The 22,207-nt window shown below is 69.7% G+C and carries 21 protein-coding genes; 10 read left to right on the top strand and 11 right to left on the bottom strand.

The window, feature by feature from the left end; all coding sequences use genetic code 11:
• Positions 1–58: 58 nt before the first annotated feature.
• On the top strand, positions 59–1,945 hold the full coding sequence (locus tag ABTX60_RS13225; protein ID WP_352097162.1) for an outer membrane protein assembly factor BamB family protein: 1,887 nt from the start codon (positions 59–61) through the stop codon (positions 1,943–1,945).
• A 225-nt stretch (positions 1,946–2,170) separates the two neighbouring features.
• On the top strand, positions 2,171–2,851 hold the full coding sequence (locus ABTX60_RS13220; protein WP_352097161.1) for a helix-turn-helix transcriptional regulator: 681 nt from the start codon (positions 2,171–2,173) through the stop codon (positions 2,849–2,851).
• A gap of 364 nt (positions 2,852–3,215) precedes the next feature.
• On the opposite strand, the gene ABTX60_RS13215 is transcribed toward ABTX60_RS13220, so the two are convergent.
• Positions 3,216–3,533, bottom strand: coding sequence for a hypothetical protein (locus ABTX60_RS13215; RefSeq protein ID WP_352097160.1), 318 nt, complete (start codon positions 3,531–3,533; stop codon positions 3,216–3,218).
• A 30-nt stretch (positions 3,534–3,563) separates the two neighbouring features.
• Positions 3,564–5,243 (bottom strand): sodium:solute symporter family protein, encoded by a 1,680-nt coding sequence (locus tag ABTX60_RS13210; protein WP_352097159.1) that lies wholly within the window; start codon positions 5,241–5,243, stop codon positions 3,564–3,566.
• Between the two features lie 164 nt (positions 5,244–5,407).
• Between ABTX60_RS13210 and galT the strand changes: the two genes are divergently transcribed.
• The 3 genes from galT to galK are packed head-to-tail and all read left to right on the top strand — an operon-like array spanning position 5,408 to position 8,588.
• On the top strand, positions 5,408–6,469 hold the full coding sequence (gene galT / locus ABTX60_RS13205) for a galactose-1-phosphate uridylyltransferase (RefSeq protein WP_352097158.1): 1,062 nt from the start codon (positions 5,408–5,410) through the stop codon (positions 6,467–6,469).
• Positions 6,466–7,434: a UDP-glucose 4-epimerase GalE gene (galE, locus tag ABTX60_RS13200; protein ID WP_352097157.1), complete on the top strand. Its 969-nt coding sequence runs from the start codon at positions 6,466–6,468 to the stop codon at positions 7,432–7,434. Before galT ends, galE begins: the two co-directional genes overlap by 4 nt.
• Positions 7,434–8,588: a galactokinase gene (gene galK, locus ABTX60_RS13195; protein ID WP_352097156.1), complete on the top strand. Its 1,155-nt coding sequence runs from the start codon at positions 7,434–7,436 to the stop codon at positions 8,586–8,588. Before galE ends, galK begins: the two co-directional genes overlap by 1 nt.
• 57 nt (positions 8,589–8,645) lie before the next feature.
• Here the strand turns inward: galK and ABTX60_RS13190 are convergent, their stop codons facing one another.
• The 3 genes from ABTX60_RS13190 to ABTX60_RS13180 all read right to left on the bottom strand — a co-directional run bounded on the left by ABTX60_RS13190 (position 8,646) and on the right by ABTX60_RS13180 (position 10,902).
• The gene (locus ABTX60_RS13190) at positions 8,646–9,716 is read right to left on the bottom strand and encodes a hypothetical protein (protein WP_352097322.1); all 1,071 of its coding nucleotides are present in this window, start codon (positions 9,714–9,716) and stop codon (positions 8,646–8,648) included.
• Entirely contained in the window at positions 9,716–10,357 is a 642-nt protein-coding gene (locus tag ABTX60_RS13185) for a hypothetical protein (protein WP_352097155.1), read from the bottom strand. The genes ABTX60_RS13190 and ABTX60_RS13185 overlap by 1 nt, the downstream gene beginning before the upstream one ends.
• A 92-nt stretch (positions 10,358–10,449) precedes the next feature.
• Entirely contained in the window at positions 10,450–10,902 is a 453-nt protein-coding gene (locus ABTX60_RS13180; RefSeq protein ID WP_352097154.1) for a hypothetical protein, read from the bottom strand.
• Between the two features lie 475 nt (positions 10,903–11,377).
• On the opposite strand from ABTX60_RS13180, the gene ABTX60_RS13175 reads away from it, so the two are divergent.
• On the top strand, positions 11,378–12,598 hold the full coding sequence (locus ABTX60_RS13175; protein WP_352097153.1) for an RNA-guided endonuclease InsQ/TnpB family protein: 1,221 nt from the start codon (positions 11,378–11,380) through the stop codon (positions 12,596–12,598).
• 148 nt (positions 12,599–12,746) lie between these two features.
• Here the strand turns inward: ABTX60_RS13175 and ABTX60_RS13170 are convergent, their stop codons facing one another.
• Positions 12,747–13,202 (bottom strand): GNAT family N-acetyltransferase, encoded by a 456-nt coding sequence (locus tag ABTX60_RS13170; protein WP_352097152.1) that lies wholly within the window; start codon positions 13,200–13,202, stop codon positions 12,747–12,749.
• Positions 13,203–13,511: 309 nt separating this feature from the next.
• Here ABTX60_RS13170 and ABTX60_RS13165 point away from each other — a divergent pair, with 309 nt between their 5' ends.
• The gene (locus ABTX60_RS13165) at positions 13,512–14,279 is read left to right on the top strand and encodes a LuxR C-terminal-related transcriptional regulator (protein WP_352097151.1); all 768 of its coding nucleotides are present in this window, start codon (positions 13,512–13,514) and stop codon (positions 14,277–14,279) included.
• Here ABTX60_RS13165 and tamR read toward each other — a convergent pair.
• On the bottom strand, positions 14,238–14,735 hold the full coding sequence (tamR, locus tag ABTX60_RS13160; RefSeq protein WP_352097150.1) for a MarR family transcriptional regulator TamR: 498 nt from the start codon (positions 14,733–14,735) through the stop codon (positions 14,238–14,240). The genes ABTX60_RS13165 and tamR overlap by 42 nt on opposite strands.
• Before the next feature lie 127 nt (positions 14,736–14,862).
• Here tamR and ABTX60_RS13155 point away from each other — a divergent pair, with 127 nt between their 5' ends.
• Both ABTX60_RS13155 and ABTX60_RS13150 read left to right on the top strand, forming a co-directional pair.
• Positions 14,863–15,684 (top strand): trans-aconitate 2-methyltransferase, encoded by an 822-nt coding sequence (locus ABTX60_RS13155; protein ID WP_352097149.1) that lies wholly within the window; start codon positions 14,863–14,865, stop codon positions 15,682–15,684.
• Positions 15,681–16,040 (top strand): VOC family protein, encoded by a 360-nt coding sequence (locus ABTX60_RS13150; RefSeq protein WP_352097148.1) that lies wholly within the window; start codon positions 15,681–15,683, stop codon positions 16,038–16,040. The genes ABTX60_RS13155 and ABTX60_RS13150 overlap by 4 nt, the downstream gene beginning before the upstream one ends.
• Here ABTX60_RS13150 and ABTX60_RS13145 read toward each other — a convergent pair.
• Positions 16,037–16,714, bottom strand: coding sequence for a TetR family transcriptional regulator (locus tag ABTX60_RS13145; RefSeq protein ID WP_352097147.1), 678 nt, complete (start codon positions 16,712–16,714; stop codon positions 16,037–16,039). The two genes, ABTX60_RS13150 and ABTX60_RS13145, sit on opposite strands and share 4 nt — an antisense overlap.
• A complete protein-coding gene (locus tag ABTX60_RS13140) occupies positions 16,711–17,724 on the bottom strand; it encodes an acyl-CoA desaturase (protein ID WP_352097146.1) in 1,014 nt (337 codons plus the stop codon). The genes ABTX60_RS13145 and ABTX60_RS13140 overlap by 4 nt, the downstream gene beginning before the upstream one ends.
• A 294-nt stretch (positions 17,725–18,018) precedes the next feature.
• Here ABTX60_RS13140 and ppc point away from each other — a divergent pair, with 294 nt between their 5' ends.
• The gene (ppc, locus tag ABTX60_RS13135; protein WP_352097145.1) at positions 18,019–20,751 is read left to right on the top strand and encodes a phosphoenolpyruvate carboxylase; all 2,733 of its coding nucleotides are present in this window, start codon (positions 18,019–18,021) and stop codon (positions 20,749–20,751) included.
• A gap of 64 nt (positions 20,752–20,815) precedes the next feature.
• On the opposite strand, the gene ABTX60_RS13130 is transcribed toward ppc, so the two are convergent.
• Positions 20,816–21,532 carry an LPXTG cell wall anchor domain-containing protein gene (locus ABTX60_RS13130; RefSeq protein WP_352097144.1) on the bottom strand — a complete coding sequence of 239 codons (717 nt, stop codon included), beginning with the start codon at positions 21,530–21,532 and terminating at the stop codon, positions 20,816–20,818.
• 154 nt (positions 21,533–21,686) lie between these two features.
• Positions 21,687–22,190 (bottom strand): hypothetical protein, encoded by a 504-nt coding sequence (locus ABTX60_RS13125; RefSeq protein WP_352097143.1) that lies wholly within the window; start codon positions 22,188–22,190, stop codon positions 21,687–21,689.
• Between the last annotated feature and the right edge of the window lie 17 nt (positions 22,191–22,207).

Below are 22,207 nucleotides of genomic sequence, written 5' to 3'. Positions count from 1 at the left end.
CTCCTCCTCCTTCCGAACTCCCTTCGTCGTCCGTCCCCCTCCCCGAGGTACCCACGCCATGACCCAGCCGCCGCCCCCGCCGCCCCAGCAGCCCCCGCAGGGGGGCGGCTTCGGGCCGCCCCCGGAGCAGCCGCCCCAGGACCAGCCGCCGCAGACGCCGCCCGCGGCCGGGCCGAACCTCGGCAAGACCCCGGAGCCGGGGTACGGCTACCCCCAGGCGCCGCAGACCCCGCAGACGCCTCCGCCGGCCGCCCCGCAGACGCCGCCCCAGCCGCCGCAGGGTTACGGCTACCCGCAGGGCGCCCCCGCGCCCCAGCCTCCGCAGGCCCCGCCCGGCTACGGTTACCCCGGTCAGCAGCCGGGGCCGTACGGGCAGCCGCAGCAGGCGCCGTACGGGCAGCCGCAGGCGCCTTATGGGCAGCCCGTTTACGGGCAGCAGCCCGGTTACGGCTATCCGCAGCAGACCATGCCGCACCAGCCGCAGGCCGGACAGCCCGGCGGCGGCAAGAAACTCAACGCGCAGATGCTGATCATCGTCGCCGCGGTCGTGGCGATCGCTCTGATCATCGGCGGCGGCGTCTGGTACGCCTCGTCCGGCAAGGACGAGGGCAGGGAGAACGACACCGCCGGTCAGAGCGGCGGCACCGGCGGCACGGACGACGGCAACGGCGGCACCGCCTCCGGCAAGGAGAAGGCACCGTCCGACCCCAGCGCCAAGGTCCTCTTCCAGGTCCCGGCGCCCGAGGTGAAGAACGACAGCACGGTCGTCGTCTCCGGCTCGTGGCTCACCGACAAGGCGTACGTCAAGAGCGGCATCGCCCAGATCGTCGGCTACGACCGCGACAAGGGCAGCGAGTTGTGGAAGCTGCCGCTGGCCGGCCCGGTCTGCCAGGCCAGCCGCCACGTCACCGACGACAACCTGACGGCGGTCCTCTACCAGCCGGCGATGCCCACCAAGGCCGACCCCTCGCACGGGTGCAGCCAGATCGCGCTCATCGACCTCGACGCCGGCAAGCGGCTGTGGACCAAGACGGTCAAGTCCGGTGACCAGGTGATGAACTTCGACAACATCACCCTCAGCGGGAAGACCGTCGCCGTCGGCAGCACCAGCGGCGGCGCCGCCTTCGACGTCTCCGGCAAGCTCCTGTGGAGCCCGAAGCCGGCCGACTCCTGCTACGACGCCGGCTACGGTGGCGGCGAGAAGCTGGTCGCGGTGCGCAAGTGCGGCTCCTACGACCAGCGGCAGCTGCACATCCAGACCATCGACCCGAAGTCCGGGAAGGTGATCTCGGAGTACAAGATGGCCGAGGGCATCGAGTACGCGAGCATCGTGTCGACCAACCCGCTGGTGGTGGCCGCCGACGTCGGCGACTCCGCGGGTGACGGCAGCGGCATCTCCGACTTCTTCTCCATCGACGCCAAGACCGGCAAGCTGCGCACGCGCATCTCCGCGCCGGGCGAGCAGTTCGCGGCCCGCTGCGAGGGCATCACCCGCGTCGAGGCCTGCAACCTGCTGGCCGTCGGCAACGACCGGCTGTACCTGCCGACCGAGGAGCACGACGGCACGGGCAAGTACAGCGAGACCAACGAGATCGTCGCCTTCGACCTCGCCACCGGCAAGCAGACCGGGCAGCGGGCCGACGCGGGCGACGGCTACACGATCTCGCCGCTGCGCATGGACGGCGGCAACCTGATCGCGTACAAGCGTCCCCCGTACGACAAGGGCGGGCAGGTCGTGAGCATCGCCGGGGGCAGCTTCAAGGAGACGTTGCTGCTGCAGAACCCCGCGACGGAGACGGTCCGCGACGTGGAGACCAGCATGTCGCCGGAGTACTCCGAGGTCCTGTACTCCGAGGGGCACCTTTACATGTCCAAGGTGTATGCGAGCAAGCGGTCGACGGTGCGGGAGAAGGAGTACCTGGCGGTCGGCTTCGGTACGGGCTGATCGTCTGGTGACCGACTTGGGTTCACTTCGGCCCCGTCCCTGTTCAGGGACGGGGCCGTTCGTGTTTGGCGCGGTCAACCCGGGACGAGAGCACTTTCGGCGATCCGGGGCGATTCTCGCCGGTAGGGGGAGCGCAACGTCGAACAAGCGTGTAGCTTCCGGGGGCATGAAGGCGGGGAGCCGGGGGGCTTCCGTGGGGGGCTGGGGTGACTGGGGGGTTACTCGATGGGAGTGCGGCTCATGGTGGTCGACGACCACCGATTGCTGGCCGAGGCGCTGGCTTCGGCGCTGAAGCTGCGGGGGCACCGGGTGCTGGCCGCGGCGGCGCCGGCCGCGGGAGCGGCGGAGCTGGTGATCACGCGGGCACCGGAGGTGTGCCTGCTGGGGACGGCGGCGCCGGCCGAGCCGGGGATCTTCGACCCGGTGGTCAGGATCAAGCGGGAGCGGCCGCAGGTGGCGGTGCTGGTGCTGGGGCCGGTGCCGAGTCCCCGGGGGATCGCTGCGGCGTTCGCGGCGGGGGCGTCGGGGTACGTCCGGCACGACGAGCGCATAGAGGGTGTCGAGCGGGCGATCATGAAGGCGCGGGCGGGGGAGGCGGCGGTGGCGCCGCAACTGTTGCAGGGGGCGTTCGGCGAGTTGCTCAACCCGGTGGCCGAGCCGGACGACGAGGGCCAGCGGTTGTTGCAGATGCTCACGCCGCGTGAGGTGGAGGTGCTGGTCCGCGTCGCCGACGGGGAGGACACCCGCCTGATCGCGGCGGGCATGGGCATCGCACCGTCGACGGCGCGTACGCATGTCCAGCGGGTGCTGATGAAACTGGGCGTGGGGTCGCGCCTGGAGGCGGCGGCGCTGGCGGCGCGGACGGGGTTGCTGGATCGGGCGGGGCCGGTGCGGCGGGAGCCGTGAGCCGTCTGACCGGCGGTAGGGGTGCGCGTCTTCGCGTGCCGCTGGGCGGTGGGTCGGGGCCGCGCCGGGGGGTGTCCGTCCTCGGAACGTCGCGATGGGCTTGCACGCCGACTGACTGTGCGTTGACGCGACAACCGCTGCGGGCGGACACCCCCCGACACGGCCCCTTCTCGCCGTACGCGGGTGCGGGCGCGTCGTGGCTTCCGCCCCCGCTGCGGGCATGCGTGCCGCTGGGGGCGGCACGGGTGGGCGTGGGGGTCCCCCCTGCTCGAGCGAAGCCGAGAGCTTGGGGGAGGCACCCCGCTACGCCGGGCTGCGCACCCACCCGGCCTCAGCACCGATGCCGCGAACTGGGCACCCCGGGTCACTCCACCCGTTCATCGTCCTCCGGCTCGACCCCCGGAGGCGCCGGCGCCGCAGGCCGCAGCAGCAGCCATGCCAGGAAGAACAGCCCCAGCAGCAGCATCCCCAGCCCGGTCCACAGGTTGATGTTCACACCGGCGGCCTTGTCGATGTCCGCGTCGGACGCCGTGAACCCCGCGATCGTGACGATCACGCCGTAGACCACGAACAGTCCGCCGATGATCCGCCGGATGTCGAACAGCCGCGCTGCGGTCGCCGACTTGCCCTGCAGTTCGGTGACTTCCCGTTGTAGGTCCTTCTCGGAGTAGAACTCGGACATGTGCGATCACACTCCTCGGTCGGGGGGCGGTCAGAACGAGAACGGGATGTAGCAGGCCGCGGCCAGGACGACCGCGCCCCAGCCCAGCAGGGCCGGCTTGCGGTACCAGGCCTCGTCCCCGGGGGCGGGCGGTTCCGCCATGCCGGGGGAGCGTGTGCCGTAGACGAGACCCTGCAGCTCCTCCGTGGGCTTCGGCGCGGTGAACAGCGACACCGCCACCATGACGACGGCGCCCGCGACGAAGCCCGCGATCGCCGAGACGAAGTTGGCCCCCTGGTCGGAGGGGATGTCGACGATGTCCTGCTTGTAGAGGACGAAGTAGTTGACCATCGCGGCGGTGGTGCCCGCGATCAGCCCCCAGAAGCCCGACTTCATGGACGCCCGCTTCCAGAACATGCCGATGATGAAGACGACGAACATCGGGACGTTGAAGAAGGAGAACAGCGTCTGGAGGTAGGCCATGATGTTGGAGAAGGAGCGCGCGAGGAACGCCGTGCCGATGGAGGCCAGGACCCCGACCGCGGTGATGAGCCGGCCGAAGCGCACGTAGTACTCGTCCTCCCGGCCCCTCACCACGTACTTCGCCCAGATGTCCGTGGTGAACACGGTGTTGAAGGACGACACGTTCGCCGCCATGCCCGCCATGAAGGCCGCCAGGAGGCCCGTCACGGCGATGCCCAGGACGCCGTTGGGCAGCAGCTGGGACATCAGGTAGGGGATCGCGTCGTTGTACTGGAGGTCGGAGCCGGACGTGCCGATCTTCGGCACCAGCACCGCGGCGACCAGGCCGGGGATCATCACCAGGAACACGATGAAGATCTTCGGGAACGCGGCGATCAGCGGGGTGCGCTGGGCGGCCGAGAGGTTCTTCGCGGACAGCGCGCGCTGCACTTCGGCGAAGTTCGTCGTCCAGTACCCGAAGGAGAGGACGAAGCCGAGGCCCAGGACGATCGTCAGCCAGTTCGCGCCCAGCGGGTTGTCGCTGCCGATGCCCGTACCGCCCCAGGACGTCATGAAGTCGGCGCCGTGGCTCTTGGTGAGGGAGTCGGACAGGCCGTCCCAGCCGCCGACCTTCTTCAGGCCCAGCAGCGTGATCGGGATGAGCGCGGCGAGGATGACGAAGAACTGCAGGACCTCGTTGTAGATCGCCGAGGACAGGCCGCCCAGGGTGATGTACGCCAGGACGAAGAAGCCGGCGACGACGATCGCCACCCACTCCGGCCAACCGAGCAGCGCCTCCACGACGATGGCCAGGGCGTAGAGGTTGACGCCGGCGATGAGGATGGCGGCGAAGGCGAAGAGGACCGAACTGAGCAGATGCGCAGCCCGGTCGAAGCGCATCAGCAGGAACTCCGGGACCGAGCGGACCTTGGAGCCGTAGTAGAAGGGCATCATCACCAGGCCGAGGAAGACCATGGCGGGGATGGCGCCGATCCAGTACCAGTGCGTGGTGTAGACGCCGTACTGGGCACTGTTGGCGGCCATGCCCAGGATCTCGGTGGCGCCCAGGTTGGCCGCGATGAACGCAAGACCGGTGACCCAGGCGGGCAGGGAACGGCCGGAGAGGAAGAAGTCGAGACTGGTCTTCACCGAGCGCCGGGCGGCGAAGCCGATGCCGAGGACGACGAGGAAGTAGATGCCGAGGATCGTGTAGTCGAGCCAGTTCGTGGGGAGTCGCAGCTCGGCCGACAGGTATGTGGGGGTTTGCATGAGCCCTCGCTTCGTTGCGCGAACCGATACCTCGCGGGATCTTCTTCTCCGCGTTCAGCAATTGAACCCGTCTTCTGATGCACTTTGTTGGATTGTGATGTTGACGATTGGGGAGGGTAGTGTTTTTATATGTTGGGTTCTGTTTGAAGGACAAGGAGTCCGGCGTGAAGAAGACCTCGACCCGGCTGGCCGACGGTCGCGAGCTCATCTACTACGACCTGCGTGACGACAGCGTGCGGGACGCGACCGACCGCCGGCCGCTGGACCGCACCGTCACCACGTCCGAGGTCCGCCGCGACCCCCTCCTCGGCGACTCCGTCGCCATCGCCTCGCACCGTCAGGGCCGCACCTACCACCCCCCGGCCGACGAGTGCCCCCTGTGCCCGTCGGAGGGCGATCGCCTGAGCGAGATCCCCGACTCGTCCTACGACGTCGTCGTCTTCGAGAACCGGTTCCCCTCGCTCGCCGGCGACTCGGGACGCTGCGAGGTCGTCTGCTTCACCTCCGACCACAACGCGTCCTTCGCCGACCTCACCGAGGAGCAGGCGGGCCTGGTGCTGGAGGCATGGACGGACCGCACGTCGGAGCTGTCCCACCTCCCCGCCGTCGAGCAGGTGTTCTGCTTCGAGAACCGGGGCGCCGAGATCGGCGTGACCCTCGGCCATCCGCACGGCCAGATCTACGCCTACCCCTTCACCACCCCCCGTACCGCGCTGATGCTCCGCTCGGTCGCCGCCCACAAGGAGATGACCGGCGGGGAGAACCTCTTCGACGCCGTCCTGGAGCGTGAACTCGCCGGCGAGCGGGTCGTCCTGGAGGGTGAACACTGGGTGGCCTTCGTGCCGTACGCGGCGCACTGGCCCTACGAGGTCCACCTGTACCCCAAGCGCCGGGTGCCCGACCTGCTCGGCCTGGACGAGGGCGCGCGCACAGAGTTCCCCAAGGTCTATCTGGAACTCTTGAGGCGCTTCGACCGGATCTTCGGCGAGAACGAGCCCCCCACGCCGTACATCGCGGCCTGGCACCAGGCCCCGTTCGGCGCGCTGGAGGAGTTCGACGGGGTCGTACGCGAGGACTTCGCGCTCCACCTCGAGCTTTTCACCATCCGCCGCACTTCCGGCAAGCTGAAGTTCCTCGCGGGTTCCGAGTCCGGCATGAACGTGTTCATCAACGACGTGCCGCCGGAGCACGCGGCCGAGCGACTGCGAGAGGTAGCGAGTTCATGAGCGGAAAGTACCTGGTGACGGGCGGCGCGGGATACGTCGGCAGCGTGGTCGCACAGCACCTGCTGGAGGCCGGTCACGAGGTCGTCGTCCTCGACAACCTCTCCACGGGCTTCCGCGAGGGCGTCCCGGCGGGCGCGTCGTTCGTCGAGGGCGACATCCGCGATGCCGCCAAATGGCTGGACTCCTCCTTCGACGGTGTGTTGCACTTCGCCGCGTTCTCACAGGTCGGCGAGTCGGTCGCGAAGCCGGAGAAGTACTGGGACAACAACGTCGGCGGCACCATGGCGCTGCTGGCCGCGATGCGCGAGGCGGACGTCCGCAAGCTGGTCTTCTCCTCGACGGCGGCGACGTACGGCGAGCCGGAGCAGGTCCCGATCGTCGAGTCGGCGCCCACGTCCCCCACGAACCCCTACGGCGCCTCGAAGCTCGCGGTCGACCACATGATCACGGGCGAGGCGGCGGCGCACGGCCTGGGCGCGGTCTCCCTGCGCTACTTCAACGTGGCGGGCGCCTACGGGAAGTACGGCGAGCGCCACGACCCCGAGTCGCACCTGATCCCGCTGGTCCTCCAGGTGGCGCAGGGCAGGCGCGAGGCGATCTCGGTGTTCGGCGACGACTACGCGACGCCGGACGGCACCTGCGTCCGCGACTACATCCACGTCGCGGACCTGGCCGAGGCCCACCTGCTCGCCCTGACGGCCGCCGCCCCCGGCGAACACCTGATCTGCAACCTCGGCAACGGCAACGGCTTCTCGGTCCGCGAGGTCATCGAGACCGTCCGCCGGGTCACGGGCCACCCGATCCCCGAGGTCGTGGCCCCCCGCCGGGGCGGCGACCCGGCGGTCCTGGTGGCCTCGGCCGCCACCGCCCGCGAGAAACTGGGCTGGAACCCGTCCCGCGCGGACCTCGCGGGAATCGTCGCGGACGCGTGGGACTTCGCGCAGAACATCGCAAGGGAGCAGTAGTGGGCGCACAGCAGGTGCGGGACGGTTTCGAGGAGCTCTACGGAGCCGCCCCCGAGGGTGTCTGGGCGGCCCCGGGCCGCGTCAACCTCATCGGTGAGCACACCGACTACAACGACGGCTTCGTGATGCCCTTCGCGCTGCCGCACACCGCCGTGGCGGCCGTCTCCCGGCGCACGGACGGCGTGCTGCGCCTGCACTCGGCGGACGTCGAGGGCGGGGTCGTCGAGCTGCGCGTCGACGAGCTGGTACCGGAGGCGGACCGGAACTGGACGGCGTACCCGTCGGGTGTGGTGTGGGCGCTGCGCGAGGCCGGTCACCCGGTCACCGGCGCCGACATCCACCTCACCTCGACGGTCCCCTCCGGCGCGGGCCTGTCGTCGTCGGCGGCGCTGGAGGTCGTGGTCGCGCTGGCCCTCAACGACCTGTACGACCTGGGTATGAAGGGCTGGCAACTGGCCCGCCTGTGCCAGCGCGCGGAGAACGTCTACGTCGGTGCGCCCGTCGGCATCATGGACCAGACGGCGTCGGCCTGCTGCGAGACCGGCCACGCCCTGTTCCTCGACACGCGCGACCTCTCCCAGAAGCAGATCCCCTTCGACCTCGCGGCCGAGGGCATGCGTCTGCTGGTCGTGGACACGCAGGTCAAGCACTCCCACAGCGAGGGCGAGTACGGCAAGCGCCGCGCCGGCTGCGAGAAGGGCGCGGCCCTGCTGGGCGTCGACGCGCTCCGGGACGTCCCCTACGCGGACCTGGACGCGGCCCTGGCCCGCCTGGGCGACGAGGAGGAGGTCCGCCGCCTGGTCCGCCACATCGTCACGGAGAACGCCCGCGTCGAACGGGTCGTCTCCCTCCTCGAATCCGGCGAGACCCGTGCGATCGGCCCGGTCCTGATCGAGGGCCACGCCTCCCTCCGCGACGACTTCCGCATCTCCTGCCCGGAGTTGGACCTGGTCGTCGACACGGCCCTGGCCAACGGCGCCCTGGGCGCCCGCATGACGGGCGGCGGCTTCGGCGGCTCGGCGATCGTCCTCGCGGAGGAGCAGGACGTGGACGCCATCACCAAGACGGTGACGGAGGCCTTCGCATCGGCGGGCTTCACAACCCCCCGCGTCTTCGAAGCGGTCCCGTCCCCGGGCGCCCGCCGCCTCCACTGACCGACCGGACGGGAGCGGCGCCCTCGTCCGTACGAGGGCGCCGCTTTTCATCCCCGGTCAGCGGTTGACGGACTGGATCTCCTGGACGGTCATCGCCTGGGTCGTCTCGAAGGTTCCGTCCGGCAGATCGCCCCGCGCGCCGCCGGAACCCTCCCAGGAGATCTCCCAGGTGACCGACGCCTTGAGCTGATAGGGCGCGCCGTCGGTGGCCCGGAGGTACCGGACACCGCACGGCGGAGTCCGTTCTGCATCGCCCTTTGTGTACGGGGCGCCGATGGAGCCGTCATCGTTGATGGCGCAGTCGCCGGACGCCGGGTAGGTCTCGGCGTCCTCGGTACCGGGGTTCAGATGCAGGGCGACCGGCTTGGCCGTGGTCTCCGCCCAGACGCCCGCCTCGGGCAACTCGGCGCGAACCTTGACCTCTTTGAAGGTCGCCTTGTCCAGCCATGCCCAGGTCGGCAGGTTCACGGTCGACCTGGCGGCGGGCTTGAGCTCGACCTCGGTGCGCGGGACGTTGATCTTGTCGTAGGCGTACCCGGCGAGGATGCCGGGCGTGGGAGCGTGGTCGTCGTCTGGGAGAGTGTTGGCGTTCTGCCAGAACAGGGTGCGTTCGCAGTCGTACGAGTCGGCGTCGTTCTCCCGGTTCTTGTTGATCACCCCGCGCCAGAACATTCCGTCCTTGCCGAGGTTGTAGTTCTTGTAGCTGAACCCGCTGTCGGTGTTGTCCTGGCCCTTCTCGTAGTGGTCCACCATGAGCTCCTCACCCCAGCTGAGTGAGGGGGTGACGGGAACCAGATCGCCGTTGGGGTTCCTCTTCAGCCGCGCCACGGCGTCCTTGAGCTGTTGCGGCGTCGCCACGGGCTCGTACCAGCACGCCGGCGGTTCCCAGTTGGGGTCCACCGGAGCGAGCGGCCGGGTGGAGTCGCCCTTGCCGCCGCTTTGCTGGGTGACCTTGATCCGCGTGGTGGCTGCCGACGCCGTCAGCGTGCTGCCGGACGCGCCGCCGGCCCCTCCCGAGGGCGGCGCCTGCGACCCGTCGTCGCCGATCGCGTGGGCCGCTGTGCAGGGCAGGACGAGGACGGCGGCAGAGGCAGCGAGGACGGCACTTGCAGTCGTCGCGAACCGCATCAGCTGCATGCCCCCGGGACGGTGGTCAGCGACGTGGTCTTCCACACGCCCTGGGCGGACTTGTCCAGCCGGAGGCGGTACTGCACGAGCGACTCGGGCTTGTCCGGAGTCCTGACGACCTTCTTGGTCTTGCGGTTCTTCGTCGATGCCTGGCGCTCGTCGACGCAGTAGAAGAGCACGCCCGAGCCGGTGTCGCTGAGCTTGACCTGGGGGTCGAAGACCCTGACCTTGCCGATGATGCTGTCGCCGTCGTCCGTGAACTGCCTGATCCACTTGCGGGCGGTCGCCTGGGTCGCGTCGGAGTTGTAGAACACGACCGCCTTCGACTCCGGGTCGGCCTCGATGATCGCCGCGTACTTCGAGCGGAGCTCCTCACGGCCGTCGTCCAGGATCGCCTGAAGCTTCGGGTCGCTGTTCGTCCAGCTCTCGAAGTCCGCCTGGAAGTCCTGGGACAGCTTGATCTCGGGACGCTTGACGCCGCCCGGCGAAGCGGAGGGAGCGACCGACGTCTTTCCGTCGCCGGTGCCCGAGCCCTTGATCGGGGCGGCGGACGAATCACCTCCTCCCGAACCACATGCGGTGGTGAGCATGGCCATGGATACGGTGAGCACGGCTGCTGCGAGCCGGGCGGGGCGATTCACTCAGGTCTCCCGTTGAAGCGAAGTTAGCTCAAGCGAACCCACGTTATCCGAGCTCGCTCATGCCTTCGCCCACCCGGCATTTGCGCTTGATGTCATGGCTGGCACTTCTGCGACCCGCGGTCCTCGGTCAGATCCCAGGTCTGCCAGAGCCCGTCCTTGTTCTTCTTCAGGCCCAGGTTGTAGAAGACGTAGCTGTTCGGCGTGGTCTTGATGCCTTGCAACCTGTTCGTTTCGCGGTTCTTGAGGTCGGCCTTGCTCTCGTCGACGCAGTACGTCAAGGCCGCTGCCTTCTTGTCGAACACCGTCACCTTGCGGTCGGAGTAACGCAGTGTGCCGGCCCAGCTGGTCTTCTTGTCGATGGCGCCCTTCGCATACTGGTAGACGCCGACCAGCGCGTTGTCCGTGTAGTTGAAGGCCATACCCGACTTCTTCAGATCGCCGTATGACATGGCCTGCAACACGGTACTGACGGACCGTTCGTTGTCCGCGAGAATCGCGTCCTTGATGGCATCGCCGGTCTGCTGACCCTCGAACTCCAGCTTCATGTTCCGGGCGGTTGATCTCCGGCCGGTCGATCACGTCCTCCGGCGCGGAAGCCGAAAGAGAGGCCGATGTCTTGTCGCCCGCATTCGCGCCGGCGATCTTGTCGGAAGACGACGAACCGTCACCTCCCCCCGAGCCACAGGCGGTCAGCAGCAGGGCCGCGGAAGCGGTGAGCGCGGCTGTCACGAGCCGGGCGGGGCGGTTCACCGGTTCCTTGTGAGGAGGCCCCGGCGTTTACGCCGTGGAGGAATCGCATCTGGGTGTTGCGACGCGGGGCATCGCCGCATCCGGCTCAGGGCGCGGAGCGCCCGTATCGCTGTCCGCCGCCTCCAGGGCGATACGAACGCGCGTGTGGGCGGCCGCTGGTTGGGGTGGTGGCTGCGGGATCAGGGTAGGTGTGTGCGGCGGTCGTACATATGGTTCTTCGGAAAGGGGGCGGGATGCGGTGTCGTTCCGGCTGGAACCGTGGGGGGCGGGATGGCGCAGGTGGGGGCGGCTGGGGAGGTCGGGCATACCCGGTACACCTACCGGCTGCGTGTGTCGTCCACCGCCCGCGCCGTGCTGGCGGTGGAGTGGGACCGGTGCCGGTGGGTGTGGAACGAGTGTGTCGCCAAGTCTCAGGCGGTGCACCAGCGCAACAAGGCAAGTGGGGGGAAACAGACGTGCGGCCCGGCGCAGCTGGACAGGATGCTGACCCAAGCCCGGCGGACGACGCCGTGGCTGCGTGAGGGCTCCTCGGTTGTTCAGCAGCAGGTCATTCGTGACTTCGGCCGCTCCCGCGCCAAGGCGCACAAGGACATGGTGGAACGCCTGCCGGTGCGGCAGCGGGCCGGGATGCCGAGGTGGAAGACCAAACGCGAGGCACTGCCCACCCTCAACTACACCAAGCGCGGGTTTCGTCTGAAGGAGGGCGCTCTGCATCTGGCGGGCGGGATCGTGGTGAGGGTGGTGTGGTCGCGCGAGTTGCCGGCGCAGCCGTCCTCGGTGCGCGTGTACCAGGACAGTCTCGGGCACTGGTACTGCTCGTTCGTCGTGCCCGCCGATGTGCAGCCGCTGCCGGAGACCGGTCGCGTACTCGGTGTCGACTGGGGTGTACGGGTAACCGCGACGACCACTTCTGATGCGTACGACCTCGCCCATGCCGGGCACGGCAGGAAGGCGAAGGAGAAGCTGTCGCGGTACGACCGGATGATGTCCCGCCGCAGGCCGAAGAAGGGACAGCCGGCGTCGAAGGGGTACCGCGAGGCGAAGAGGCTGCGGGCCAAGGCATACAAGAAGGTCGCCAGGCAGCGTGAGGACACCGGCCGTAAGTGGGCGAAGAAGGTGGTCCGCGAGCATGACGCTGTCGCTGTGGAGGACTTTCGTCCGAAGTTCCTCAGCCGTACCACGATGGCCCGCAAGGCCGCTGACGCCGCCATCGGCGCCACCAAGGCCGCTCTGATCGAGATGGGCCGCAAACACGGGCGGGACATCCGCCTGGTCCACCCCGCGCACACCACGATGGACTGCGCCAACTGCGATGCGAGAGCCAAGCATCGCCTGCCGCTGGGTGAGCGCACCTACACCTGCACCGCATGCGGGACCGTGTCCCCACGGGACAAGAACTCCGCACGCTTGATGCTCCTCCGGGCTGGTCTCAACCCGGCTGGTGCCGAGGGCGCAAGACCTCCTGGAGCGCTGCTCCCGGAGGCTGCCTGAGCCAGGAATCCCCTCCCTTCAGGGAGGGGAGGATTCAATGTGTCTCCCGTTGATCATGCGGGGGGATAACTCAAGCGAACGAACGCTATCGGTGACGAAGGACGGGACGTCAGCGAGGGTTTCGCTCCCGCAACTCGCCCCCGCCGCCTCAGCCCAGCCGCTTCGTCAGCATGTACTCCGTGACCCCCGGCGGATAGTCCGGCACCGCGCACACCACCTCGTACCCCTGCTTCACATAGAACCGCGGTGCCTGGAAGTCCCACGTCTCCAGGCGGGCCGCGCCGCAGCCGCGGGACGTCGTCGCCATGTGTTCCGCCTGCGCGAGGAGCCGTGCGCCCAGCCCCCTGCCGCGGTGGCGCTCGTCGACCCACAGGTAGGTCACGTGCAGCCACGTCGCCCAGGTGTAGCCGACCAGTCCGCCGGCGAGATCGTCGGTGTCGTTCACAGCCCACACGTGCAACGGGACGTCCCGCTCGCCGGGTGTCCCGCGCAGGGCGCGCAGGACCGGAGAGGCGGCTGTGTTCGCCTCCCGCAGGCGTGTGCGGAGCAGATCACGTCGGGCCTTGTCGACTTCTGTCTCAAGACGGAACATGCGGCACACCATAAACGCGTCGGGCGGTCAGTTCTGCAAATAACCTTCCGCTCCGGGCCCCCGTCCGTACCCTGATGAACAGCACCGGTGGGGGCCGGTGCCGATCAGGGGGCGAGACAGCCGGGTACGACGCCCGGGGTGGGGGTGGCGGTTACTGCACGGCGGCGGCCGTGCGGCTGCGGCGACCCGGACAGGCTGCTGCGGCACCGACGGACCGTCGGACGCGGCAGACCCGGCAACCCCGGCGTCGTGCCCGCGCGGTGTCAACCCCCGACGATGGGGTATCCCCTGCTCTTCGGGAGCACTGGGGAAGGGGGTTACGTGGTTCGCATCCGAGTCCTGGTCGTCGACGACCATCGCATCTTCGCCGAGTCACTCGCGGCGGCCCTGGCCGCCGAGCCCGATGTCGACGTCTCCGCGGCCGGCAGCGGCCCGGCCGCGCTGCGCAGCCTGGAGCGCGCCGTCGCCGAGGGGCGACGGTTCGACGTGCTGCTCGTGGACGCCGACCTGGGCGGCAAGGTACCGGGCGCCCGCCCGGCCGTACCCGTGCAGGAGGGCAACGAGGACGGGCTCGTCGACGGGATCTCCCTCGTCACGGGAGTGCGCTCGGCGCAGCCGAACGTACGGATCGTCGTACTCGCCGAGAAGGACGATCCACGGCGGGCGGCGCTCGCCCTGCAGGCCGGCGCCTCCGGCTGGGTGGCCAAGGACTGCTCGCTGTCCCGGCTGCTCACGGTCATCCGGGGCGTGCTGCGGGAGGAGACCCATCTGCCGCCCGCCCTGCTGACGGGTGTGCTGCGGGAGCTGACCGCCGCCCGCAAGCACCGCACCGAGAGCGAGCGCCTCGTCGAGTCCCTCACACCGCGTGAGCGGGAAGTGCTGCGGTGCATGGTCGCGGGACTGGGGCGCAAGGCCGTCGCCGAGCGCCTGTTCCTGTCGCCGCACACCGTGCGGACCCACATGCAGAACGTCCTCGGCAAACTCGGCGTGCATTCCACGCTCGCCGCCGTCGCCCTGGCGCGGCGGGCCGGGGTCGGGCCCGCGGACCTAACCGGGGATGTTGTCGAACGGGGCGGTCAGCTGGCGTAGCAGCGCCGCCAGCTCGCCGCGCTGGGCCCGGGAGAGCTCCGCGAGGATCGCGCGCTCCTGGTCCAGCAGACCCGCCAGGGCCTGGTCCGCGCGGTCCTGGCCCTCGTCCGTCAGCCGGACCAGGACGCCGCGGCGGTCGCTGGGGTCGGGGAGCCGCTCCACCAGGCCCTTCTTCGCCAGGCGGTCGATGCGGTTCGTCATCGTGCCCGAGGTGACCAGGGTCTGGGTGAGGAGTTGTCCCGGCGAGAGCTGGTACGGGGTGCCCGCCCGGCGCAGGGCCGTCAGGACATCGAACTCCCACGGCTCCAGGTTGTGCTCCGAGAACGCCAGCCGCCGGGCCCGGTCCAGATGCCGGGCCAGCCTGCTCACACGGCTGAGCACCTCGAGCGGTTCCACGTCGAGGTCCGGGCGCTCCCGGCGCCACGCTGAGACCAGCCGATCGACCTCGTCCTCCATGACGATCAGTGTAGTGGTTGTGTCGACGTAGAGTCTCTTGACATCTAGTTTCTTGACATCGAGATAGTTGGGGATCACGCTGGGTGTGCGTCCCGTACGGACACCATCAGGACACCAGGAGGACTCGATGCCCGCAGCCGCCCCCACCTGGGACCCGGCCCAGTACCTCCGTCACGCCGGCCACCGCGCCCGCCCCTTCGCCGACCTCCTCGCCCGCGTCCCCGACCTGCCAGGCGAACCGGCCCGCATCGCCGACCTCGGCTGCGGCCCCGGCAACGTCACCACGCTGCTCGCCGCCCGCTGGCCCACCGCCCGCATCACCGGCTACGACAACTCGACCGAGATGCTCGACAAGGCCCACGTCGATCACGAAGGGCCGACGTCCGGGGGTGGCCGCCTCGACTTCGGGCACGCCGACGTACGGACGTGGACGCCCGGCGAACCCCACGACCTGATCATCAGCAACGCCACGCTCCAGTGGGTGCCCGGGCACGTCGACCGGTTCGCCGACTGGGTGGCCGGGCTCGAACCCGGCGGCACCCTCGCCTTCCAGGTACCGGGCAACTTCGACGCCCCCAGCCACCGGCTCATGCGCGAACTCGCCGGTTCACCACGCTGGCGCGGCCGGCTCGCCGACACCCTGCGCCACGCCGACGCCGTCCTCACCCCCGAGGCCTACCTCGAGCGGCTGACATCCCTCGGCTGCGCGGCCGACGTGTGGGAGACGACGTACATCCACCTGCTCCAGGGCGAGGACCCGGTGCTCGACTGGGTGAAGGGGACCGGACTGCGGCCCGTGCTGACCGCGCTCGCCGACGAGCCCGAGGCGCGGGAGGCCTTCGTCGCCGAATACCGGGCGGCCCTGCGCGAGGCCTACCCGGCCGGCCCGCACGGCACGCCGTTCCCCTTCCGCCGGGTGTTCGCCGTCGCCCGGAAGGAGAGCCGGTGATCACCGCCCTCGATCACGTCCAGCTCGCCGCCCCGCCCGGGAGCGAGGAGCGGCTGCGCGCGTTCTACGTAAAGGCCCTCGGCATGACCGAGGTGCCGAAACCGCCGGAGCTCGCCCGGCGGGGCGGGTGCTGGTTCCAGGCCGGTGCCGTGCGGCTGCACCTGGGGATCGAGGAGGACTTCCGGGCTGCGCGGAAGGCCCACCCGGGGCTGAGGGTGACGGGCATCGAGGCGTACGCCGCGCGGCTGGAGGCCCACGAGGCGCCCGTCACCTGGGACTCCGGCCTGCCGGGGCACCAGCGGTTCTTCTCGCGGGACCCTTTCGGCAACCGCCTGGAGTTCCTCGAACCCCACTAGGCCTTACGGCGGCCTATCAGGTGCGGCTTGGCCTCTATCCCGTCCAGGCCGTGCCACGCCAGGTTCACCAGGTGCGCGGCCACCTCGGCCTTCTTCGGCCGGCGCACGTCCAGCCACCACTGGCCGGTCAGGGCGACCATGCCGACCAGCGCCTGGGCGTACAGCGGGGCCAGCTTCGGGTCGAAGCCCCGGCTCTTGAACTCGCGGCCAAGGATGTCCTCCACCTGCGTGGCGATGTCCGAGATCAGCGAGGCGAAGGAACCCGTCGACTGGGGGATGGGGGAGTCACGGACCAGGATGCGGAAACCGTCCGTGTATTCCTCGATGTAGTCCAGCAGCGCGAACGCCGCCTGTTCGCACAGTTCGCGGGGGTGACCGGCCGTGAGCGAACTGGTCACCATGTCCAGCAGGCGCCGCATCTCACGGTCCACCACGACCGCGTACAGCCCTTCCTTGCCGCCGAAGTGCTCGTACACCACCGGCTTGGACACCCCGGCGTTCGCCGCGATCTCCTCCACCGACGTGCCCTCGAAACCCTTCGCCGCGAAGAGCGTGCGACCGATCTCCAGCAGCTGCTGACGGCGCTCGGCACCGGTCATCCGGGTGCGACGCGCTCGCCGCGGCTTGTCATTGCCTGGGGTGCTGCTCGAGTCGGTCGCCACAGCGACCATCATGCCGCCTCGACGGGCTCCTTCCCGCGCGGGGAGCCGCCTTCCCCGGTGTTACGGCGCGAATCGATACGGGAGCGTGACGGCCACCGCACGTCGTACGCCCAGCCCGCCATCTCGAACCAGCGGATCAGGCGGGCGCTCGAATCGACCTGGCCGCGCATCACACCGTGCCGGGCGGACGTCGGGTCGGCGTGGTGCAGGTTGTGCCAGGACTCGCCGCAGGACAGGATCGCCAGCCACCACACGTTGCCCGAGCGGTCACGCGACTTGAAGGGACGCTTGCCGACCGCGTGGCAGATCGAGTTGATCGACCAGGTCACGTGGTGCAGCAGAGCCACCCGGACCAGCGAACCCCAGAAGAACGCCGTGAACGCGCCCCACCAGGACATCGTCACCAGACCGCCGATCACCGGCGGCAACGCCAGCGACAGCACCGTCCACCAGACGAACTGGCGTGAGATGGCGCGGAGCGTCTTGTCCTTGATCAGGTCCGGTGCGTACTTCTCCTGCGACGTCTGCTCCTCGTCGAACATCCATCCGATGTGCGCCCACCACAGGCCCTTCATCAGGGCCGGGAGCGTCTCACCGAACCGCCACGGCGAATGCGGGTCGCCCTCCGCATCGGAGAACTTGTGGTGCTTGCGGTGGTCGGCCACCCAGCGCACCAGCGGCCCCTCCACCGCCATCGAACCCGCGATCGCCAGCGCGATCTTCAACGGCCGCTTGGCCTTGAAGGAACCATGGGTGAAGTGACGGTGGAAGCCGATCGTGATGCCGTGGCACCCGAGGTAGTAGAAGAAGACCAGCAGACCGAGGTCCAGCCAGCTCACCCCCCAGCCCCACGCCAGCGGCACCGCCGCCAGCAGCGCGAGGAACGGGACGGTGATGAAGAGGAGGAGGGCGATCTGCTCGATGGACCGCTTCCGCTCGCCGCCCAGCGTGGCCGAGGCGGCGTCGGAGTCTTGACCGGGCGCCTTGGGAGCGTCCTCGATCACGTCGGAACTACTGGTCATACGCGTCCCCTGGGGGGTATGTGGATGGAGGAGGAGTGGCCGGGGCACGTGAACCATGACGTGCTCCCTACGGTTCCGTAACCTACGGCATCGTAAGTATGGCAGTGCGTTGCCGGGCGGCAAGAGCCCGCGAGCCTGCGCGTCCCGGGCGACACCTATCCTGGAGTCGGTCGGACAGCGCGGTCCGCTCTGATTTCTTCCCGGATGTCCGATCCGTAAGCGGCGCCCCGCCGCGCGAGACGCCGTCCGGGTTCCCCTCCCAGACGAGCTTCAACACTGCAAGGAGCCGCACCTGTGAGCAGTGCCGACGACCAGACCACGACGACGAGCAGCGAGCTGCGAGCCGACATCCGCCGGCTGGGCGACCTCCTCGGCGAGACCCTCGTCCGCCAAGAGGGCCCCGAGCTGCTGGAACTCGTCGAAAAGGTCCGCCGCCTCACCCGCGAGGACGGCGAGGCCGCCGCCGAGCTGCTGCGCGGCACCGAACTCGACACCGCGGCCAAGCTGGTCCGCGCCTTCTCCACCTACTTCCACCTGGCCAACGTCACCGAACAGGTCCACCGCGGCCGCGAGCTGCGCGCCCGCCGCGCCGCCGAAGGCGGACTTCTCGCCCGTACGGCCGACCGGCTCAAGGACGCCGACCCCGAGCACCTGCGCGAGACGGTCCGCAACCTCAACGTCCGGCCCGTCTTCACGGCCCACCCCACCGAGGCCGCACGCCGCTCGGTGCTGAACAAGCTCCGCCGCATCGCCGCGCTCCTGGAAACCCCGGTCATCGCATCCGACCGGCGCCGCCTGGACACCCGCCTCGCCGAGAACATCGACCTCGTCTGGCAGACCGACGAACTGCGCGTCGTACGCCCCGAGCCCGCCGACGAGGCCCGCAACGCCATCTACTACCTGGACGAACTGCACGCGAACGCCGTCGGCGACGTCCTGGAAGACCTCACCGCCGAACTCGACCGCGCCGGCGTCAAGCTCCCCGACGACACCCGCCCGCTCACCTTCGGCACCTGGATCGGCGGCGACCGCGACGGCAACCCCAACGTCACCCCCCAGGTGACCTGGGACGTCCTCATCCTCCAGCACGAACACGGCATCAACGACGCCCTGGACACCATCGACGAACTCCGCGGCTTCCTGTCCAACTCCATCCGCTACGCCGGCGCCACCGAGGAACTCCTGACCTCCCTCCAGACCGATCTGGAGAACCTCCCCGAGATCAGCCCCCGCTACAAGCGCCTCAACGCCGAAGAGCCCTACCGGCTCAAGGCCACCTGCATCCGGCAGAAGCTGGAGAACACCAAGAAGCGCCTCGCCAAGGGCACCCCCCACGTCGACGGCCGCGACTACCTCGGCACCGGCGAACTCCTCGCCGACCTGCGGATCATCCAGGCCTCCCTGCGCGAACACCGCGGCGGCCTCTTCGCCGACGGCCGCCTCGCCCGCACCATCCGCACCCTCGCCGCCTTCGGCCTCCAGCTCGCCACCATGGACGTCCGCGAACACGCCGACGCCCACCACCACGCCCTCGGCCAGCTCTTCGACCGGCTCGGCGAGGAATCCTGGCGCTACGCCGACATGCCCCGCGACTACCGCGCCAAGCTCCTCGCCAAGGAACTGCGCTCCCGCCGCCCCCTCGCCCCCACCCCGGCACCCGTCGACGCCCCCGGCGAGAAGACCCTCGGCGTCTTCGGCACCGTCAAGCGCGCCCTGGAAGTCTTCGGCCCCGAGGTCATCGAGTCCTACATCATCTCCATGTGCCAGGGCGCCGACGACGTCTTCGCCGCCGCCGTCCTCGCCCGCGAAGCCGGACTCGTCGACCTCCACGCCGGCTGGGCCAAGATCGGCATCGTCCCGCTCCTCGAGACCACCGACGAGCTCAAGGCCGCCGACACCATCCTCGAGGACATGCTCTCCGACCCGTCCTACCGGCGCCTCGTCGCGCTCAGGGGCGACGTCCAGGAGGTCATGCTCGGCTACTCCGACTCCTCCAAGTTCGGCGGCATCACCACCAGCCAGTGGGAGATCCACCGCGCCCAGCGCCGCCTGCGCGACGTCGCCCACCGCTACGGCGTACGCCTGCGCCTCTTCCACGGCCGAGGCGGCACCGTCGGACGCGGCGGCGGCCCCACCCACGACGCCATCCTCGCCCAGCCCTGGGGCACCCTGGAGGGCGAGATCAAGGTGACCGAACAGGGCGAGGTCATCTCCGACAAGTACCTCATCCCCTCCCTGGCCCGGGAAAACCTGGAGCTGACCGTCGCGGCCACCCTCCAGGCATCCGCCCTGCACACCGCGCCCCGCCAGTCCACCGAGGCTCTCTCTCGCTGGGACGCCGCGATGGACGTCGTCTCCGACGCCGCCCACGCCGCCTACCGCCGCCTCGTCGAGGACCCCGACCTGCCGACGTACTTCCTCGCGTCGACACCGGTGGACCAGCTCGCCGACCTGCACCTGGGCTCCCGGCCCTCCCGCCGCCCCGGCTCCGGCGTCTCGCTCGACGGCCTGCGCGCCATCCCCTGGGTGTTCGGCTGGACCCAGTCCCGGCAGATCGTCCCCGGCTGGTTCGGCGTCGGCTCCGGCCTCAAGGCCCTGCGCGAAGCCGGCCTCGACACCGTCCTTGACGAGATGCACCAGCAGTGGCACTTCTTCCGCAACTTCATCTCCAACGTCGAGATGACCCTCGCCAAGACCGACCTGCGGATCGCCCAGCACTACGTCGACACGCTCGTCCCCGACGAGCTCAAGCACGTCTTCGACACCATCAAGGCCGAGCACGAGCTCACCGTCCGTGAAGTCCTGCGCGTCACCGGCGAACAGGAACTGCTCGACGCCACCCCCGTCCTCAAGCAGACCTTCGCCATCCGCGACGCCTACCTCGACCCCATCTCCTACCTCCAGGTCGCCCTGCTCAAGCGGCAGCGCGACGCCGCCGAAGCCGCCGAGCAGCCCGACCCGCTCCTCGGCCGCGCCCTCCTCCTCACCGTCAACGGCGTGGCAGCCGGCCTGCGCAACACCGGCTGAACCACCCCCGGACACGACCGTGCCCCCGAGCCCGTACAGGCTCGGGGGCACAGTGCCTTCCGGATCAGCCGCGGCCGGCCCTCCGGCGCCGCAGCACCAGGAACCCACCACACGCCACCAGCGCCGCCGCCACACCCGACAGCACACCCACCGGCGCCCCGTTGCCCGTCTCGGCGAGATCACCGTCACCACCACCCGGCGCGGACGGCGACGACGACACGGATGAGGACGGCGACGGAGAAACCGGCACACCCCCACCCGCCGACGCGCTCGGCGACACCGGCGCACCCGGATCACCCGACGGCGTCCCGGACGCCCCCGGCGAAGGCGACGCGGACGCCGAACCCGACGGCGTCGAACCACCCGGCTCCTGCTCGTCCCCGCAGTCCGACCAGAACACCTTGTGCTTGGCGGACCCCTTCTCACCCTCGAACTTCCAGAACAACTTGTAATGCCCGTCGGCCAGCGACAGATCCTCCGTCCGGCCGTGACCCTCGGCGTCCAGCGCCAGCACACCGGACTCCACCGTCTCCCCCTTGTTCTCACTCGGAGGGATCGCGTCGATGTGCCAGTCCACCTTCTGGCCACCATCGAAACCGAAGGCGTCCAGATAGAAGGCACACACATGCGGCTCGTTACGGGTCAGCTCCTCACCCGTCGCGGCGTCATGGATCTTCACCGTGCCGTTGTCACCGGGCGGAGCGGCATGGGCGGCCGGAGCGAGCAGAAGGGCCGCGGAAGCGGCAGCGCAGACAGCGCCGAGGCGCGAGAGGGTTCGCATAACGGGGAGTCCATCTTCGAGAAGTGACCGAGAAGATGTGGAGGGGGCGGCTCAGCTTCCAGCCTCGCCCGGCAGCACGTCAATCACGAACACACAACACTCGCCCCACCAGGAACAGAAGGCCCCTCCACGCAGAGGAGAACGACCCAGCCCCTCAGACGGCTACGAACACCGCCGTCAGCAACGCCACCCCCGACAACGCCATCACCCACGCCAACCGCGTCCGCAGCAGACCACCCGCCACCACTACCGACGCCAGCAACAACGCACCACCGAGCGGCACCCACGCGTACAGAACCCCCGCCGGACCCGAACGCACCGCGTCATCACCACCGGGCTTCACGACCACCGTGTAGGTCCGGCCCCGCTCCACCGCGACCGACTTCTCCAACACCACCCGCGCCCGCGGCTGCGACCCCGCCGACAACGGCGTGAACCGGCCCCAGCACGAGTCCGGCCCACACCGCACCACCTCGACCGTGCCCTGCTCCCGGCCCTTCGTCAGCATCACGTGCTGCGCCGTACCCCACGACGCCCACACCCCCGCGATCAGGATCAGCACCGCGACCGTGCCCATCGCCGCGAACCTCCCGAACCGCAGCACGACGGCCGAAGCCCGGGACGAAGAGGGGGCAGAGGCAGACATGGCCGGGATCATTGGCCATGCCCGAACGG

Source organism: Streptomyces sp. NPDC126510 (assembly GCF_040302345.1).
Classification (GTDB): Bacteria; Actinomycetota; Actinomycetes; order Streptomycetales; family Streptomycetaceae; genus Streptomyces.
The sequence above is the reverse complement of the archived record's forward strand: the minus strand, read 5'-3'. Positions and strand labels throughout refer to the sequence as shown.

What these genes read in the sequence shown, in the direction of transcription:
- ABTX60_RS13225 (WP_352097162.1), top strand. Translation starts at nt 59, where the DNA reads ATGACCCAGCCGCCGCCCCCGCCGCCCCAGCAGCCCCCGCAGGGGGGC.
- ABTX60_RS13220 (WP_352097161.1), top strand. Translation starts at nt 2,171, where the DNA reads ATGGGAGTGCGGCTCATGGTGGTCGACGACCACCGATTGCTGGCCGAG.
- ABTX60_RS13215 (WP_352097160.1), bottom strand. Translation starts at nt 3,533, where the DNA reads ATGTCCGAGTTCTACTCCGAGAAGGACCTACAACGGGAAGTCACCGAA.
- ABTX60_RS13210 (WP_352097159.1), bottom strand. Translation starts at nt 5,243, where the DNA reads ATGCAAACCCCCACATACCTGTCGGCCGAGCTGCGACTCCCCACGAAC.
- galE (WP_352097157.1), top strand. Translation starts at nt 6,466, where the DNA reads ATGAGCGGAAAGTACCTGGTGACGGGCGGCGCGGGATACGTCGGCAGC.
- ABTX60_RS13190 (WP_352097322.1), bottom strand. Translation starts at nt 9,716, where the DNA reads ATGCGGTTCGCGACGACTGCAAGTGCCGTCCTCGCTGCCTCTGCCGCC.
- ABTX60_RS13180 (WP_352097154.1), bottom strand. Translation starts at nt 10,902, where the DNA reads ATGAAGCTGGAGTTCGAGGGTCAGCAGACCGGCGATGCCATCAAGGAC.
- ABTX60_RS13175 (WP_352097153.1), top strand. Translation starts at nt 11,378, where the DNA reads ATGGCGCAGGTGGGGGCGGCTGGGGAGGTCGGGCATACCCGGTACACC.
- ABTX60_RS13170 (WP_352097152.1), bottom strand. Translation starts at nt 13,202, where the DNA reads ATGGTGTGCCGCATGTTCCGTCTTGAGACAGAAGTCGACAAGGCCCGA.
- tamR (WP_352097150.1), bottom strand. Translation starts at nt 14,735, where the DNA reads ATGGAGGACGAGGTCGATCGGCTGGTCTCAGCGTGGCGCCGGGAGCGC.
- ABTX60_RS13155 (WP_352097149.1), top strand. Translation starts at nt 14,863, where the DNA reads ATGCCCGCAGCCGCCCCCACCTGGGACCCGGCCCAGTACCTCCGTCAC.
- ABTX60_RS13145 (WP_352097147.1), bottom strand. Translation starts at nt 16,714, where the DNA reads ATGATGGTCGCTGTGGCGACCGACTCGAGCAGCACCCCAGGCAATGAC.
- ABTX60_RS13140 (WP_352097146.1), bottom strand. Translation starts at nt 17,724, where the DNA reads ATGACCAGTAGTTCCGACGTGATCGAGGACGCTCCCAAGGCGCCCGGT.
- ABTX60_RS13130 (WP_352097144.1), bottom strand. Translation starts at nt 21,532, where the DNA reads ATGCGAACCCTCTCGCGCCTCGGCGCTGTCTGCGCTGCCGCTTCCGCG.
- ABTX60_RS13125 (WP_352097143.1), bottom strand. Translation starts at nt 22,190, where the DNA reads ATGATCCCGGCCATGTCTGCCTCTGCCCCCTCTTCGTCCCGGGCTTCG.